Origin of the sequence: Rhodopirellula bahusiensis (assembly GCF_002727185.1) — a bacterium.
GTDB classification, from domain to species: domain Bacteria; phylum Planctomycetota; class Planctomycetia; order Pirellulales; family Pirellulaceae; genus Rhodopirellula; species Rhodopirellula bahusiensis.
Genome location: NZ_NIZW01000002.1, coordinates 578,092 through 594,129, shown reverse-complemented (window position 1 = coordinate 594,129; position 16,038 = coordinate 578,092). Strand labels below are relative to the sequence as shown.

Annotated in this window: 11 protein-coding genes and 1 tRNA gene; 11 read left to right on the top strand and 1 reads right to left on the bottom strand. The window is 55.3% G+C overall.

The features are described from left to right. Window positions 1-42: 42 nt before the first annotated feature. From CEE69_RS04990 to CEE69_RS04940, 11 genes are all read left to right on the top strand, one after another. Window positions 43-393, top strand: a complete 351-nt coding sequence (locus tag CEE69_RS04990) for a four helix bundle protein (protein WP_099259593.1) — start codon at window positions 43-45, stop codon at window positions 391-393. Between the two features lie 72 nt (window positions 394-465). Next, window positions 466-3,909, top strand: a complete 3,444-nt coding sequence (locus CEE69_RS04985; protein WP_099259592.1) for an efflux RND transporter permease subunit — start codon at window positions 466-468, stop codon at window positions 3,907-3,909. Between the two features lie 99 nt (window positions 3,910-4,008). Beyond that, window positions 4,009-4,524 carry a hypothetical protein gene (locus CEE69_RS04980; RefSeq protein WP_099259591.1) on the top strand — a complete coding sequence of 172 codons (516 nt, stop codon included), beginning with the start codon at window positions 4,009-4,011 and terminating at the stop codon, window positions 4,522-4,524. A 1,130-nt stretch (window positions 4,525-5,654) separates the two neighbouring features. Beyond that, the gene (locus tag CEE69_RS04970; protein WP_158230959.1) at window positions 5,655-6,146 is read left to right on the top strand and encodes a hypothetical protein; all 492 of its coding nucleotides are present in this window, start codon (window positions 5,655-5,657) and stop codon (window positions 6,144-6,146) included. Between the two features lie 99 nt (window positions 6,147-6,245). Continuing rightward, window positions 6,246-6,677: a hypothetical protein gene (locus tag CEE69_RS04965; protein WP_099259588.1), complete on the top strand. Its 432-nt coding sequence runs from the start codon at window positions 6,246-6,248 to the stop codon at window positions 6,675-6,677. A 342-nt stretch (window positions 6,678-7,019) separates the two neighbouring features. Further along, window positions 7,020-9,362 carry an EcoAI/FtnUII family type I restriction enzme subunit R gene (gene hsdR, locus CEE69_RS04960; protein ID WP_199169792.1) on the top strand — a complete coding sequence of 781 codons (2,343 nt, stop codon included), beginning with the start codon at window positions 7,020-7,022 and terminating at the stop codon, window positions 9,360-9,362. 5 nt (window positions 9,363-9,367) lie between these two features. Next, window positions 9,368-10,525: a PDDEXK family nuclease gene (locus CEE69_RS04955; RefSeq protein ID WP_099259587.1), complete on the top strand. Its 1,158-nt coding sequence runs from the start codon at window positions 9,368-9,370 to the stop codon at window positions 10,523-10,525. Between the two features lie 6 nt (window positions 10,526-10,531). Beyond that, entirely contained in the window at window positions 10,532-12,022 is a 1,491-nt protein-coding gene (locus CEE69_RS04950) for a type I restriction-modification system subunit M (RefSeq protein WP_099259586.1), read from the top strand. After that, window positions 12,019-12,174, top strand: a complete 156-nt coding sequence (locus tag CEE69_RS32375) for a hypothetical protein (protein ID WP_158230958.1) — start codon at window positions 12,019-12,021, stop codon at window positions 12,172-12,174. The genes CEE69_RS04950 and CEE69_RS32375 overlap by 4 nt, the downstream gene beginning before the upstream one ends. Continuing rightward, window positions 12,171-13,952, top strand: coding sequence for a restriction endonuclease subunit S (locus CEE69_RS04945; RefSeq protein WP_099259585.1), 1,782 nt, complete (start codon window positions 12,171-12,173; stop codon window positions 13,950-13,952). Before CEE69_RS32375 ends, CEE69_RS04945 begins: the two co-directional genes overlap by 4 nt. Next, window positions 13,949-14,419 (top strand): HNH endonuclease, encoded by a 471-nt coding sequence (locus CEE69_RS04940; protein WP_099259584.1) that lies wholly within the window; start codon window positions 13,949-13,951, stop codon window positions 14,417-14,419. Before CEE69_RS04945 ends, CEE69_RS04940 begins: the two co-directional genes overlap by 4 nt. A 1,401-nt stretch (window positions 14,420-15,820) precedes the next feature. Here CEE69_RS04940 and CEE69_RS04925 read toward each other — a convergent pair. Then, a tRNA-Gln gene (locus CEE69_RS04925) sits at window positions 15,821-15,892 on the bottom strand. Between the last annotated feature and the right edge of the window lie 146 nt (window positions 15,893-16,038).

The following is a 16,038-nucleotide window of genomic DNA, read 5'->3' as shown; positions in this document are numbered from 1 at the left end:
TGACGATTGGTTGTTGGCAAAGAAATGAAAAGGGAATGAGAAGTGAATGATTCGGAACTGAAGCAGCGGACGAAGCGGTTTGCTTTGCGGGTGATGAAGCTGGTTGGTGCGTTGCCAGAGAATGCGGTGGGGCGTCCGATTGGCAATCAATTGATCCGCAGTGCGACCTCGGTTGGGGCGAACTATCGCGCGGCGTGCCGTGGCCGATCGAAGGCCGAGTTCGTCTCAAAGCTCAGCATCGTCATCGAAGAGGCAGACGAAAGCTGCTACTGGCTCGAGCTGATCATCGAGGGCCAATTGTTAGCAAAGGGGAAGGTCGAATCCCTCCTCGACGAAGCAAATCAAATCACCGCCATCATGGTTGCATCTCGAAAAACAGCAAAGGCCGAATAACGATTGAAGTTCGTCGAATGAAGATCGCGTCAAATCCAATCTTCGTTCTTCGTTCTTCAATCGACAATAAATATGTTCGATTTCATTATCAAATATTCGCTCCGATACCGCATGCTGGTCGTCGTGATCAGTTTGGTCGTGCTGGTCTATGGCTCGTACCTTGCGACGCAAATGTCGATCGATGTCTTTCCAGACCTCGACAGGCCTCGCGTGGTCATCATCACCGAAGCATCAGGCTTAGCGACCGAAGAAGTCGAAACGCTGGTCACACAGCCGATCGAAATCGCGTTGATGGGTGCCAACGGTGTGCAAGCCGTTCGCAGTCAGTCGACATCGGGTTTGAACATCATCTTTGTCGAGTTCGATTGGTCGACCGAGATCCGTGCGGCTCGTCAAACCGTGCAAGAACGACTGACAACACTTGAAGGAATCTTGCCAGCGGGAATTCGGCCTCAGATGACACCGCCCTCTTCGATCATGGGCCAAATCGTCGTCGCGGGCATCTATCGACAAGACGGTCCCGACGGCGGAAAGCTTGCTCAAGTCGGCACGACCAATCTGATGGCGGAAATGACCGCGGCCGATAGTCCAACGCCGCACATCGAAGTTTGGCGACCAGGCGATCGACACGACTTTGCAACGTGGGACAAACTTGCACCGCAATCGGTTGCCTGGTCAGCAGCAGAGGAACCGAACGTTGGGACGGCGACGATTGAGATCGACGGACGAACCTATGAAGCCAACTTCTATTCCGATGCCAAGCAACAACTTGAACTGCGTACGATCGCGGATTGGATCATCCGGCCTCGGCTGTTGAAAACAACCGGTGTCGCGGAAGTCTTCATGCAGGGCGGCGATCGAAAGCAGTATCAAATTCTGATCGATCCCACGGCACTGTTGGAATACGACATCACGGTGCAGGATGTCGAGAAAGCACTGCGGGAGAGCAACATCAACACGAGCGGCGGATTTGCCGTGACGGGCGAGACAGAGCGTCCGATTCGTGTGCTTGGGCGACTCGGGCCGCAACCGAGCGTCGTCATTGAAGACCTCAAAAAGGTTCCCGTCGGCAGCAATCCCAAACGCTCCGTGTTGCTCGAACAGGTTGCACGCGTCACCGAGGGACCTCAACTGAAACGTGGCGACGGCAGCGTCAACGGACGGCCAGGGATTGTGTTCACGACCGTCAAGCAACCGCATGTCGACACGCGAAAACTGACCGACGATGTCGCCGCGGCGTTCGCGGAGGTCGAAGCGTCGTTGCCAGCCGACATCATCGTCAACAGCGAACTGTTTCGGTTGAAGAACTTCATCGACCGTGGAATCTTCAACGTTGCCGAAGCACTCGTGATCGGTGCGGTGCTGGTCATCATCGTCTTGTTCCTATTCCTGCTGAACTTTCGCACGACGTTCATCACGCTGACCGCCATTCCGCTGTCGCTTGTTTTGACGACGCTCGTCTTCCGTCTGGTCGGAATCCTCAGTGGCAGCGAACTGTCGATCAACGTCATGGCTCTTGGCGGTATCGCCGTTGCCATGGGCGAATTGGTCGACGACGCGATTGTGGACGTTGAAAACATTTTCCGTCGCTTGAAACAAAACAACGCCCAACCAATCGACAATCGGCAATCTTCAATCGTCATTGTTTTCGAAGCCAGCAAAGAGATTCGCAGCTCGATCGTTTTCGGCACCGCGGTTGTCATCCTTTCGTTTCTGCCCCTGTTCGCGCTCTCGGGCGTGGAAGGCCGTTTGTTCACGCCGCTCGGGTTTGCGTACATCGTTTCGATTCTTGCATCGTTCGTCGTGTCGATGACCGTCACGCCGGTGCTTTCGTACTACTTGCTGCCCGAGTCAGGTGCGACTCACCGCGAAGGCGACGGGTTCTTGCTACGGGGGCTGAAGACACTCGTCACGCCGCTGATACGACTCAGCATGGCGATGCCTCGCACGCTGTTGGTCCTGACTTGGATTGCCGTTGCACTCGCGGCTTGGCAAATGTCTCAACTGGGCAGAAACTTCTTGCCGCCTTTCGACGAAGGCAGCATCCAAGTGAACGTGACCCTTCCGCCTGGTTCGTCACTCGACGCGTCGAACCAAGTTTCGCGTTCGATCGACGCGGTCTTTCAGTCAATGCAAAAGACCGATGAAAGGCCCGATGGAGAAATCCTGTCTTTCGTTCGTCGAACCGGTCGGGCCGAGATGGACGAACATGCGTCGCCAGTTAATTTCGGCGAATACATCCTCAGCATGAATCCAGATTCCGAGACCAATCGCGAGGAAATCCTGGCTGAGTTACTGGAGAAGCTCAGCGACGAAGCGCCGGGCGTGGACATCGAAGTCGAACAACCGCTTGCCCACTTGATCAGCCACATGGTTTCGGGCGTCTACGCTCAAATCGCGATCAAGATCCACGGCGATGATCTCGACACTCTGGGCCGAGTCGCCGAGCAAGTCAAAAGCTCCATCCAAGACATTCCCGGCATCACGCCGCCGATCGTCGAACCAATTCGCGAGACGGCTGAGTTGCATATCGAATTGCGTGCGGACGACTTGGCCCTGCACGGATTGACGCGAGAGTATGTTGCCAACGTGTTGCAAACGGCTTTGCAAGGCGAGGTGGTTTCGCAAGTACTCGAAGGCCAACGTCGTTTTGATTTGCTTGTTCGCTTGGAAGAGGAGTATCGGACGGACTATGCCAATCTCGGTCGTCTTCGCATTGACTTGCCGCATCACGCTGACGAAACCGAACGTGGGCAGATTGAACTTCGAGAGGTCGCTGACATCGGCGAAGGCACCGGACCAAACTCCGTCAATCGCGAAAACGCCCGCCGACGGATCGTGATCCGCTGCAACACGCAGGGCCGCGATCTTGCCAGTGCAGTGGGTGAAATCAAACAACGAGTCGGCGCTGAAGTGCAGATGCCGGTCGGCTATTTCATCGAGTATGGCGGGCAGTTTGAAAGCCAGCAGCGTGCGACTCAGCTAATCATCGTTCTGGCCGGCATCTCCGTCGTTGGCATGTTCGTGGTGCTGATGCTGCTGTTCCCGTCGGTGCGAATCGTCCTGCAAATTCTCAACGCCCTGCCGACCGCTTTCATCGGCGGTGTGCTGGCTTTGGTCATCACGCAGCAAAGTCTCACGGTCGCCAGCTTGGTTGGTTTCATCTCGCTCGGAGGGATCGCGGTTCGCAACGGGATTCTTCTGGTGACGCACTACTTCCACTTGATGAAAGAGGAAGACGAAGAGTTCTCGGAAGCGATGATCATTCGCGGAAGTCTCGAACGACTTGCACCTGTGCTGATGACGGCACTCACCGCGGGCATTGGACTGATCCCATTGGTGTTGGGCGGTCAGGAACCTGGGCGTGAGATTCTTTACCCGGTGGCAACGGTCATCCTCGGTGGATTGACCACGTCAACGTTCTGCGAATTCCTGATTCACCCCGGACTGTTTTGGAAGTTCAGCGGCAAGGCAATCACGATTGAAGATTTGCGATCGAAGAGAGAAGACTTTTAGATCGAAGGATTGGATTGTTTTTTTAATTCGCGGTTTTGACAGTGGCTTCTCCAATCGCCACGGAATTGTCACCGCCGCAAACTCAAAAGGAAACGTACGATGAAGTCACTCAACTACGCACTCTTGACCATCAGTCTCGTCATGAACGTTGGCTGCAGCCAAAAAACGCCCGTCGACGAACCACCGGCCCAAATCGACAATCATTCCGGTCACGAACACGCCGAAGGCGACGAAAACGATCACAGTGTCGTCGGCCATGGTCATGGAGCTGGCCCTCACGACGGCACCATCGTCGACTGGGGTGGCGGAAAGTACCACGTCGAATTCACAGTCGATCACGACAAGACTCAAGCGACGGTGTACGTGCTAGGTGGCGATGAAAAGACGCCCACCCCAATCGATGCAGAAACCATTGAGCTGAACATCGTCGAGCCGGAAATGACCGTGACTCTGAATGCGGCACCGGAAGCAAGCGATCCCGATGGCAAAGCCTCGCGATTCATCGGCACGCATGAAAAGCTCGGAGTCGTCCAAGAGTACGAAGGCAGCATGACCGGCGTGATTGACGGCACACCGTACTCGGGCGACTTCAAAGAAGAAGCTCACGCTCACTAGAGAATTGTCGATTGTAGGTTTTCGATTGAAGATTGGTGAGTCATCTCATCGCCTCTGTCATCGATCAGAACTTGGACTGCGAAACGTCAAAGAGTAGATTTCGGCTGCGGTGACTGTCACCGTGGCTGAGTTGTCGTTTGGGACGCCTCGAGTTTAGGTGCGTGACTGCTGGTGCAAACGCTCATCAGCATGCCCGCGATCATCATGGCCGGAACGATGACGACGCCCCGATCACGATCCGCAAATTTGCCGGCCAGTTTCGCCGGCCCTCATCGCGGTCGCCAAAACCGGACCTTGAAAACACCACAAAGCTCACCACCAACGGTGCAGGGCAGCTAACTCGAGAAACGAAAAAAGCCGACTGAAGAGAAACCCGTGAATCACTGGGGCTTTCTTCAATCGGCTTTCGCTGACCTATCGTCAAGCTACCCCGCTAGGAAACGAACAACCGCCGGAAACGCAGGGAAATCGAGGGTGTTCGCAATCGGCGGTGTCACGGGCGGTGTCATTGGTGCAGGACGAGACCGAATTGCTGCAGTTGTTCCGTGATCTTGAACCTCGCCAGCAGACTGAACTGCTGAGGGTTGCCAGAGGCATGGCAGCGAACCGCCAAGGTGTCCACCGCGACTGAGGCAACATCACCGGGGTATCATCGCGGCCAGCACGGAAGCAGCATCGAAGGGGGTAGGCTACCCGGTGGCCCGGCCCCGCGCCCCGGCGTTCCCCCTTAGTATGTCCGTCCAAAAGTATTTCATCCCTCGCAGGGCCAATTGGCACGGTCAACGGGACCATCGCTCACCCTCATCAGCAACCAAACGCGTAGTGATCAACAAACAGAAACCAACGGACGACAAACCGGGAACCAAGCTCGTAGGCTGCGCGGTGTTGGGTGCTTGCCTCACCGGCTTCATCGCGATGGCGGGAGGCGTTCTCGCCATCTTCCAAGATCAAGAGTTCGTTGGCGGGGGTGTGTTGCTGATTGGATCCGCCGTGAGCTTCGGACTTCTACTAAATGCGCTTCTGAGAGATTGAAGCCGGCCTGCGAGTAGATTCCGCGCCCTGTCCGGTTGGGAAATCGGCCAGAGACGACAGACAACGTCCGCTACTGCGGCCACGCAATGGAAGGTGAATTGAGAATGGAACTACTTGAGCAAATCGCACCTGGATTGCTCGCGCTTGCAGGTGTGTTCGTCGGCTACTTTGTTCAGTTGGCGAGTTCGCACGCGGACCGGAAGGAACGGAGACACCGCCTGAACCGTGAAAAGTTCGAGGAGGTATGCCGCTGCATTCAGGAGAGCACCGTTGAGATGCAAACTTTCTTGGGATCGCAAGGGGAAGAGGCGTTACGGTTCAACCCCACGGCTGCATCCAATGCTCACTATCTTTGCCTTATCTACTTCCCGGAACTGGCGGATGTGACTCGAGACTACTCGAACATGGCTGCGATTTTCCGATCTTCGCTCTATGGTTCTGGTTTTCGGCTCGACGTGAACGCTTCAATTGGCGCCCAATCTGCGATAAACGACCCGGACTACCCAAAGCGACTTGAGCAGCTCCAACTTCAGCGGGCAGTTGTCGAAGGACTGATCGAAGAATTGGCGTCGAAATACGTGAAGGCATAACCACCTCAGCTGATTCAACTTGGGTACCAAACGCTTCCAGAATCCCGGATCGCCCGTGTAGTGCATGCAATAATTCAAATCAAAAACGAGAACTAGCCAATGAAAATTACTCAACGCCCACATTCTAACGATGGCGCGAACGAAAAGACTGTCTCGGAGGGTTGCAATCGTTATTGGGACCGAATTCGATTCTGGAAAGGATCATCCAACTTCGCGATCCAGTCGACCTTGTTGTTTCGGTGCGTCGGTGAGCCTGAAACGACTATCAGCACGGGGACCCAGTATCGGTTTTCAGTCGAGCTCGAACTGCCGGAATTGCTCGCTGGGCTTGCGTCAGTCGACCCCGAGTCGCTCGAAACTGCTGTCGGCGAAATGTTGGAACTAGCAGCAAGGCCATTTCCAGCTGATGAACCGTTGGAGGATGAAGACAGCGACAAGAAAATGGGGCGTGTCTCAGCCAGAGATCTGTCCGAGACGATTTGCGCTCTGGTCAAAGGGCTCGAACGTTCTCAGTCCGGGAACGAGCATTGAACAGTGACTTCGAAACATTGCATCAAAACGCTGAATGGATCTCATTCAGTGCTTGAATCGTTGAAACGGCTGCAACGTGGCGAGATCACCGGCTATTGCATCCCGACGACATCAGTCACGGAGAGTCCAGCGTAGAGATCCCGCGACCGTTTCTTGGTCTGGGGTCTACGGAACAAGAACATGTCAGAGAACCCCATTCGGCGGGCAATTCTGTCTATACTCCCGCACGGGATGCCACTCCAGTTGGCCGCTGGACAGCTTGAAACAGAAGACTGGGGCATCGTCGCACATCCTACCTGAGCGACATGCCCCGGCCTTTGCCCGCCAAATCAGGTAGGAATCATGGACTCAATCGACAAGAAGTCGCTGAGTGAGCGCGACATTTGCACCCAATTCATCACCCCCAACATCACGGCTGCGGGTTGGGATCTGCACGCGCAAGTGCGTGAAGAGGTCACGTTCACCGATGGTCGCGTCATCGTGAAAGGGCGATCCACGGCGCGAGGACCGAAGAAACGTGCCGACTATGTCCTCTACTACAAACCCGGCATCCCGCTTGCCATCGTCGAAGCCAAGGACAACAAGCACACCGTCGGGGCTGGGATGCAGCAGGCACTGTCCTACTCCCACGAAGATTGCCTCGACGTTCCGTTCGCGATCAGCAGCAATGGGGACGGTTTCCTCATTCACGACCGAACGCGGACCTATCCGGAAACTGAATTCGAAATCCCTCTCGGTCAGTTCCCAACGCCGGACGATCTTTGGCAACGCTACCTTCGATGGCGCGGCATCGACGACCAAGCCGAGCAAATCGTCGATCAAGACTTCCACGACGATGGATCGGGCAAGTCCCCCAGGTACTACCAAACCAAGGCAATCAACCGCAGCGTCGAAGCCATCGCGTCCGGGAAAGATCGTGTCTTGCTGGTCATGGCAACCGGTACCGGCAAAACCTACACCGCTTTCCAAATCATCTGGCGATTATGGAAGTCTGGGGCCAAGAAACGCATTCTGTTCCTCGCCGACCGCAACATTCTGGTCGACCAAACCAAGACAAACGATTTCAAGCCGTTCGGCGGCGCGATGACCAAAATCCGCAATCGGAAGGCGGACAAGTCATTCGAGATTTTCTTGTCGCTCTACCAGGCCATCACCGGTCCCGAGGAGAGCGACAAGGTTTACAAAGAATTCTCCCCTGACTTCTTTGATCTCATCGTGATCGACGAATGCCATCGCGGAAGCGCCAAGGACGATTCCGCATGGCGGGAGGTGCTCGACTACTTCAGCAGCGCGACGCATCTGGGGATGACTGCCACGCCCAAGGAGACCCAGTACGTCTCCAACATTCATTACTTCGGCGACCCCATCTACACCTACTCGCTGCGACAGGGGATCGATGACGGATTCCTCGCTCCCTACAAAGTCATCCGGGTCGACATCGACAAAGACCTCCAAGGCTGGCGCCCCACCAAAGGACAATTGGATAAGCACGGAAATCTCATCGAAGATCGAATCTACAATCAAAAGGACTTCGACAAATCTCTCGTTCTGGAGCCACGCACCCAGCTCGTCGCCCAGCGGATCACCGAGTTTCTACAAGCGACCAACCCCTACGACAAAACCATCGTGTTCTGCGATGACATCGACCATGCCGAACGGATGCGTCAAGCCTTAGTCAACTGCAACCCTGAATTGGTCGGTGAAGACGACCGCTACGTCGTCCGAATTACAGGGGACAACAAAGAAGGCAAAGAGCAACTGGACTTCTTCATCGATCCAGAGTCCCGTTATCCCGTCATCGCGACGACATCGAAGCTGATGACAACGGGCGTGGATGCCAAGACCTGCAAACTCGTCGTTCTCGACCAACGGATTCAGTCGATGACCGAGTTCAAGCAGATCATCGGCCGGGGAACCCGGATCGACGAAGACTACGACAAACTCTTCTTTACGATCATGGACTTCAAAAAGGCCACCGAGCTGTTCGCCGATCCCGACTTCGATGGGGATCCGATCCCAGACGAAGACTACGATCCCCTGTCCGGTGGCAAGGGCACCGATGGCGATCCAAGCGAGGGCGACACCGACGGCGATGATCCGCCACCACCGCAGCCAGGAGTCAAGAAATACTATGTCCTGGACACCGAGGTGAGCGTCGTCGCTGAGCGAATCCAGTACTACGGCCCGGACGGCAAACTCATCACCGAATCCCTTCGCGACTACACCAAGAAAAAGGTCATGTCGCGATTCGCCTCCATGGACGAGTTCCTTCTGACCTGGAATGCTGCCGACAAGAAAGCCGCGATCATGTCCGAGTTCGAGGAACAGGGCGTTCTCTTTGAGGCACTCGCGGATGACGTCGGCAAAGACCTCGACCCATTCGACCTGCTGTGTCACGTCGTGTACGGACAACCACCCCTGACACGGCGGGAGAGAGCCGAGAACGTCAAGAAGCGAGACTACTTCACCAAATACGGAACGCAGGCACGGGCAGTGCTAGAAGCCTTGCTGGAAAAATACGCCAACCAAGGCATCCTCGCGATCGAGAGCATGGACGTGCTCAAAGTTGACCCACTCGACGACATGGGAACGCCCGTCGAAATCATCAAACTATTCGGCGGCAAAGATGCCTATCTCGCGGCGCTCAAAGATTTAGAAACCCAACTCTACGCAAGTGCTTCCTGAACAAGATGACCATTTATCGGTACACCCAAGATGACATCGTGGCTCTCCCGAAAACCAGCTTTGCCGAGGTCCAAATCTCCGAACGGGCTGACCTGCAGCGTTTGCTGCAAGATCGGATAGAAATTCTCAATCCGGACCCACTCGTAGCATCGCCGGACCTGCTCGTGATCTCTGAAGAGTTCAGCGATTGGGACGACAGCAAGCGACGAATCGACTTGCTTGCCATCGATCGAAATGCGAACGTCGTTGTCGTCGAACTGAAGCGATCCGAAGATGGTGGGCACATGGAGTTACAGTCACTCCGGTACGCGGCCATGGTCAGTGCCATGACCTTCACGGACGCGGAAAAGACTTTCACGAACTACCTTGCGAAACGCGGAGACAATCGATCAGCGAGAGATGTCATTCTCAACTTCCTCGGTTGGGATGAACCCTGCGAAGATGACTTCGGAAACAACGTACGGATCGTTTTGGCATCCGCCGAGTTTTCCAAAGAGATAACGACGTCGGTCCTATGGCTGCGATCGCAGGGAATCGACATCACCTGCGTTCGGATCAAGCCCTACGGTACCAAGGATGAACTGTTTCTGGACGTCCAAACAATCATCCCACTTCCGGAAGCGGAAGCGTATCAGATCAAAATCCGGCAAAAACAAGCAGCACAGGGCGTTAGCGCCGACTCTGCTTGGAACGGGCAGGACTTCTATGTGTCGCTGGGCGAATACGATGACGCCAACTGGGATGACTGCCTGAACTACGGGTTCGTTACTGGCAGCGGAGGACGATGGTACACCCGGACTTTAGATCATCTGTTTGTGGGCTCGCGGGTGTTCGTGTTGATTCCGAAGCGAGGATACGTTGGCGTAGGCATCGTCACAGAAAAAAACCAAACCATCGACACCTTCATGGTGCAGGACGGAACAAAGACAAATCGCCTGCTCGACGCGCCGTTGTCTGCGAAAGACATGAGCCAGAACATAGGAGATCCTGACATGTGCTCCAACGTGGTTCGTGTTGAGTGGATCAAAACCGTGGATCGGGAAGATGCGTTTTGGGAGCCAGGTTTGTTCGCCATCACGCACACGGCTTGCAAACTAAAAGATCAAAATACGATCGACAGAGTGTGCCAAAACTTCGGCATCGACAGCACCACAGGGAAGTAGTCCAACATGTCCATTTCTACCACGATCAAATCCATCCAAGACATCATGCGCAAGGACGCGGGCACCTACGGGGACGCCCAGCGGATCGAGCAGATCGCGTGGATGTTCTTCCTGAAAATCCTCGATGATCGCGAGACCGAAGAGGAACTGCTTGAAGACGACTTCAAATCGCCGATCCCCAACAAGTATCGATGGCGGAACTGGGCAACCGACGATGAAGGCATGACGGGAGAAACATTGCTCGATTTCGTTGACAACGGGCTGCTTCCCGCACTGAAAGCCTTGACCGTCTCAGCAGCCAATCCACGGGCCGCTGTGATCCGATCCGCCTTCGACGACGCCAACCAATACATGAAGAACGGCACGTTGATGCGGCAGGTCATCAACAAGATCAACGAGATTGACTTCAACAACAGCAAAGATCGGCACCTATTTGGCGATGTCTACGAGCAAATCCTCAAAGACCTCCAGTCAGCAGGCAATGCGGGCGAATTCTACACCCCGCGAGCCGTTACCCAGTTCATGGTCCAGCAAACCGCCCCGCAGCTAGGCGAGCGAATTCTCGACCCCGCCTGCGGCACCGGCGGCTTCCTGACCGCCGTCATCGACTACATCCGTGAAGAAACCGGCCAAGTCAAAAAGCCCGCCCACGAAGAGACCCTGCAAGCCAGCATCCACGGCGTCGAGAAAAAGCACCTGCCGCACATCCTTTGCACCACCAACCTGCTCCTACACGGCATCGACGTCCCCTCGCAAATCCGCCACGACAACACGCTCAGCCGACCGCTGCGAGACTACGGCCCGAAAGATCGAGTCGACGTAATCGTCACCAATCCGCCGTTCGGCGGCATGGAAGAGGACGGCATCGAGCTGAACTTTCCCAAAGCGTTTCAAACCCGCGAAACCGCCGACCTGTTCCTCGTCCTCATCATGCACCTGCTCAAGGACGGCGGGCGCGGAGCCATCGTCCTCCCCGACGGCACGCTGTTTGGCGAAGGCGTGAAAACGCGGATCAAGGAGCGGCTGCTCGACGAGTGCAACCTGCACACCATCGTCCGCCTGCCCAACGGAGTCTTCAATCCCTACACCGGCATCAAGACCAACCTGCTGTTCTTCACCAAAGGCACGCCCACAAAAGACATCTGGTTCTACGAGCATCCGTACCCGCCCGGCGCAAAGAGCTACAACAAAACCAAGCCCATCCGCATCGAAGAGTTTGACGCGGAGAAGAAGTGGTGGGGCAAGCCGGACACGCGGGGCGGATTCAAAGGCCGCAAAGCGAGCGAGCTGGCATGGAAAGTCTCCGCCGCCGAGATCAAAGAGAACGGCTACAACCTCGACATCAAGAACCCGCACAGCGCCGACACCGGCCCCGGAGATCCCGACGAGCTGCTGGCCGAACTCGCTTCGATCCGCACCGCCAGCCGCCAGACGCTCGACCAGCTCAAGAGTGAACTCGCCGCCGCGCTCAGTTCCAGTGGAGGTGAATCGGCATGAGCCAATTAAGACACACTCCCACCGGGAAAGTCGCCAGCGGTCTCGCCCGCAGCGAGTCGGCAAGCGTCGAGGGAATTTTCAAATGGGTTGCACCTGCTGACATCCAAGTCGAAGTCGAACAAGGCGAAAGCCACCGGGAAGCAAGCGCATGAGTGCCGCCCCAGTAGGAAAAAAATCCGCCGTCGCCGCAGGCAAGGGAAAAGAATCCGCCTCCGCATCGTCGCAAGTGGAGCCTCCACCGTGGGAGTCGCCGCAGTGGCAGGAAGCGGTTAGCCAGAATCCCGGCTTATCGCCCTTCTTCGACAACCTTGAGTCGTTTGTGGAGTTGCCGGAGGGAGTCGAAAAGCTGCGCGAATTGATGCTTGATCTGGCCGTTCGGGGAAAGCTCATTAGTCAAGACCCGAATGATGAGGCCGCAAGCTTTGCACTTGAGCGAATCGCCGAAGAAGTTGCAGTGTTAGTCAAAGCCAAAGAGATTCCAAAGCCCAAACCGCTCCCGCCAATCAAGGAAGATGAGGAATCGGTTCCGCTTGGTTGGGCAACTGTTCGTGCGGGGCAGTTGCTGACTTTCGTTACAAGTGGCTCACGCGGCTGGGCGAAGTATTACTCCGACGATGGCCCGATCTTCTTGCGAATTGGCAACTTGGACTATGCCACAACGAAACTCGACCTTAGTAGTCTCCAGCGCGTTACGCCCCCTGACACAACAGAAACAAAACGAACAGCAGTGCGGGCGAACGACATCCTGATTTCTGTAACGGGCGACACCGGAATGGTCGGTTTGATACCGCAGGGGTTCGAGGCGGCTCACATCAATCAACACATCGCTTTAACGCGGCCTTCCAAGCATGTCGATCCCGAATACCTCGCGACGTTCTTTACGTCCCGCTCAGCTCTGTCGCAACTTCACGGCGCTCAGCGAGGAATCAAGAACAGTCTTGGACTAGAGGATGTCCGCCGCCTCCAACTGATGCTTCCTCCCTTAGCCGAACAGCGTCGGATCGTGTCGAAGGTGGAGGGTCTGATGTCGTTGTGCGATACGTTGGAATCGCAGCGGCGGTCGCGAGAGAGTGTGCGAGAGCGAGCCAGCCGCAGCGTGCTTGCGAGCCTGACCTCGGCATCCGCGCCTTTGCCAGCGGGCACATCACGGGAAACATCGACAGGGGAAACGCTCAAAAGTAGCTGGCAGCGTCTGAGCGATCACTTCGAGGTCCTGCTCGACCAGCCCTCTGGCCCCGCCCACCTCCGCCAGTCCATCCTCCAGCTCGCCGTCCAAGGCAAACTCGTCCCCCAAGACCCAAACGACGAACCGGCGACGGTTGATTCACTCGGCAATTTGCTTCGAGAAAACTCGTTGAACGGCTACTCGAAGAAGCCATCGGACACGCCCGAAGGAACTCAGGTCCTACGAATCAGCGCCGGCACATCACGGGGCGACTTCTATGTCGAAGAAACCGACCACAAATGGTCGGTTTTGACCGACGCCGAACGAGAGAAGTTCAACCTTCAGAAAGACGATCTCTTGGCGTGCCGATTCAACGGCAACCTTCACTACGTCGGAAAGTTCTCGCTGTACCGCAATGAATTGGGAACGGAACAGATTTACCCCGACAAGCTCATTCGTTTTCGAGTTGACCTCGAAAGGCTCGTGCCTCGATACGCCGCGTACGCATTGAATGCTCAACAATCTCGCGAAAAGATAGAGTCGTTCTGTGCAACCACGGCTGGAAACATCGGCATCAGCGCAACGAATTTGAAAACAATAGAGATGCTCGTCCCGCCTCTCGCCGAACAAAAGCGGATCGTGTCGAAGGTGTCGGTCCTTTTGTCGCAGCTCGACGAGTTGTCCGCGCGATTGCGTTCCCGCCAGTCCAACACCGACGCCCTCCTCACCGCCCTCATCCATCAAATCCTGGAGGGCACGGAATGACGACCGTACCACAAGCCCGCAGGGCAATCAAAAGTTCCCTAAAGAGGATTCTAGACCCAAAGCCGACGGACGCTGAAATTGACCGGCTTTGGGGATACTTCAATTCTGCATGTGCCTATTGTGGCATAAAGATCGACAGGAAATCACGCACTGGCCATAACGATCATCTGGTCGCAGAGTCTGAAGGAGGAGTCAACGGCCTAAGCAACCTAATCCTCTCATGCAACATCTGTAACGGCGACGAAAAGCTCGCATCGGATTGGTCGGAATTTCTCGAACAGAAATGCGGAGGAAAGACTCAACTGTTCGATGAACGTCGGCAGAAAATCCTCAACTGGATCGAATTAAGTGGAGGGCGAACGCGGATCACACCGCAAGATCAAGCGCTAGTCGATGAGGCTTTCAATCAAATCAACGCAGTATTGACTGCGCGTGTTGAAGAACTGAGGAGCCACCGCGATGCCTAAACAAAAGCGGATCGTGTCGAAGGTGTCGGTCCTTTTGTCGCAGCTCGACGAGTTGTCCGCGCGATTGCGTTCCCGCCAGTCCACCACCGCTCAAAGACGTTCAATTCTCGCGGACTTCAGATAAATGATCACGTCGCACCAGTACTACAAAACCAAATGCCTCGAGCATCTCGACCGAGTGATGGTCTCGCATGCATGCGCCTTTACTTCGCCCAACGAGGAGTTGTCATCAAAGTTGCAGGGCACAAATGAAGAGAAACGGCAGCAATTCGTCAACGACATCCATTTCGTTGCACTTAAGACCAATTTCGAATTGTTCCTTGCGCGAAGCTTGCGACAGGTTTGGCTGGAACATTTCGATCACATCCGAATAGGAGACTCCGAGAAGGTTGCGTTGGCCGAAGTCGCAAATCTGGCGTCAGTCGAGGATCTTCGAAACTTTGTTGTGGATCAACTCGTCCCTCGACACGGATTACAGCGTCTCGGCAAAGCAATTCAAGAAGTTACCGGCGTGTCGCTGCCTTCGATCGCTGGCCGTCATTGGCCGCAAGTTGCAATCACATTTGGTATCCGGCATCTGATTGAGCACGGAAACGGAAGAACCGACTCGAGGTTCTTTGACCAACAGAGCGGCAACTGGAACGGCAGTAGTTTTTCACGACGCGAGATACCTTCGGTCGGGGAAAAGATCGAAATACTCTGCACCGACATCCAGGCGTCCGACAACGCCATGAGGGAGGTGGTCCCACGGCTTTCTGCAAGACTCTCCGAATGGACGCCCAGGTGACAACGGCACCGAGAGTTGTCTCGAAAGACGGACTCCTTCAACAGTGCGACAAGTTGTCCATGCGATTGAATGCTTCGCCATTTGAGGGTTCGCATCGACGAACTATTGACGCCCCGTAGCCGCCAGCAACAATACCCGAAGCGGCTTGCTCCCCGCGTTTCCATCCGCCGATTGATCCCGGTGGATTCACTCCCGTCCTCTCGCTGAATCCATGCCCGGCGTGATGGCAGGCCCTCTCAAAGCACGGAAATAACAAGAATTTTCCCGACTGGACGAATGATTCCGTAGAGCAACCAAACCTTCTAATGGAACTTCGAAGCTGTTGGGCAGCCTCCGCTCGCTTGAGGCTTTTTGCAATTGGGAAACGCGATCAAACTGCGAATAGCCTTCTGTTCGGAAACGAGCCTGAGCATGCGATGAGGTGGTGATCAACGATGACTTCGCAGCGGGTTCAACAACACTGACAGGCGATCCAATCGACACCGCGACAACTGGCGGTGTTCGTGGCGATGTCATCAGCACCAATCACCAGCATTCAGGAGCAATCAAGGCACAAAAAAACCCAGTGAAACAGGCTGTTGATTGCTCTGGATCACTGGGGATTGTGTCGTTAGCTACCCCGCTAGGACTCGAACCTAGAATGGCTGGACCAAAACCAGCTGTGTTGCCAATTACACCACGGGGTAGTGGGTGCGACTGAGCGGGAAGTTTAGCACGCGTTGCTTGGTTGCTAAAGAGGAGTCTGGCGGATTCGGTCGGGTTCGCTGCGGAATTTTTTCCGGCCGGTCGAAGGCTCCGATTTTGCCGAGTTTACTTGGAGTTCCTCTCGCTT

Bases quoted from the DNA above. Each gene is read 5' to 3' on its own strand.
- CEE69_RS04955 (WP_099259587.1), top strand. From the start codon at position 9,368: ATGACCATTTATCGGTACACCCAAGATGACATCGTGGCTCTCCCGAAA.
- CEE69_RS04985 (WP_099259592.1), top strand. From the start codon at position 466: ATGTTCGATTTCATTATCAAATATTCGCTCCGATACCGCATGCTGGTC.
- CEE69_RS32375 (WP_158230958.1), top strand. From the start codon at position 12,019: ATGAGCCAATTAAGACACACTCCCACCGGGAAAGTCGCCAGCGGTCTC.
- CEE69_RS04950 (WP_099259586.1), top strand. From the start codon at position 10,532: ATGTCCATTTCTACCACGATCAAATCCATCCAAGACATCATGCGCAAG.
- CEE69_RS04980 (WP_099259591.1), top strand. From the start codon at position 4,009: ATGAAGTCACTCAACTACGCACTCTTGACCATCAGTCTCGTCATGAAC.
- CEE69_RS04940 (WP_099259584.1), top strand. From the start codon at position 13,949: ATGACGACCGTACCACAAGCCCGCAGGGCAATCAAAAGTTCCCTAAAG.
- CEE69_RS04945 (WP_099259585.1), top strand. From the start codon at position 12,171: ATGAGTGCCGCCCCAGTAGGAAAAAAATCCGCCGTCGCCGCAGGCAAG.
- CEE69_RS04965 (WP_099259588.1), top strand. From the start codon at position 6,246: ATGAAAATTACTCAACGCCCACATTCTAACGATGGCGCGAACGAAAAG.
- hsdR (WP_199169792.1), top strand. From the start codon at position 7,020: ATGGACTCAATCGACAAGAAGTCGCTGAGTGAGCGCGACATTTGCACC.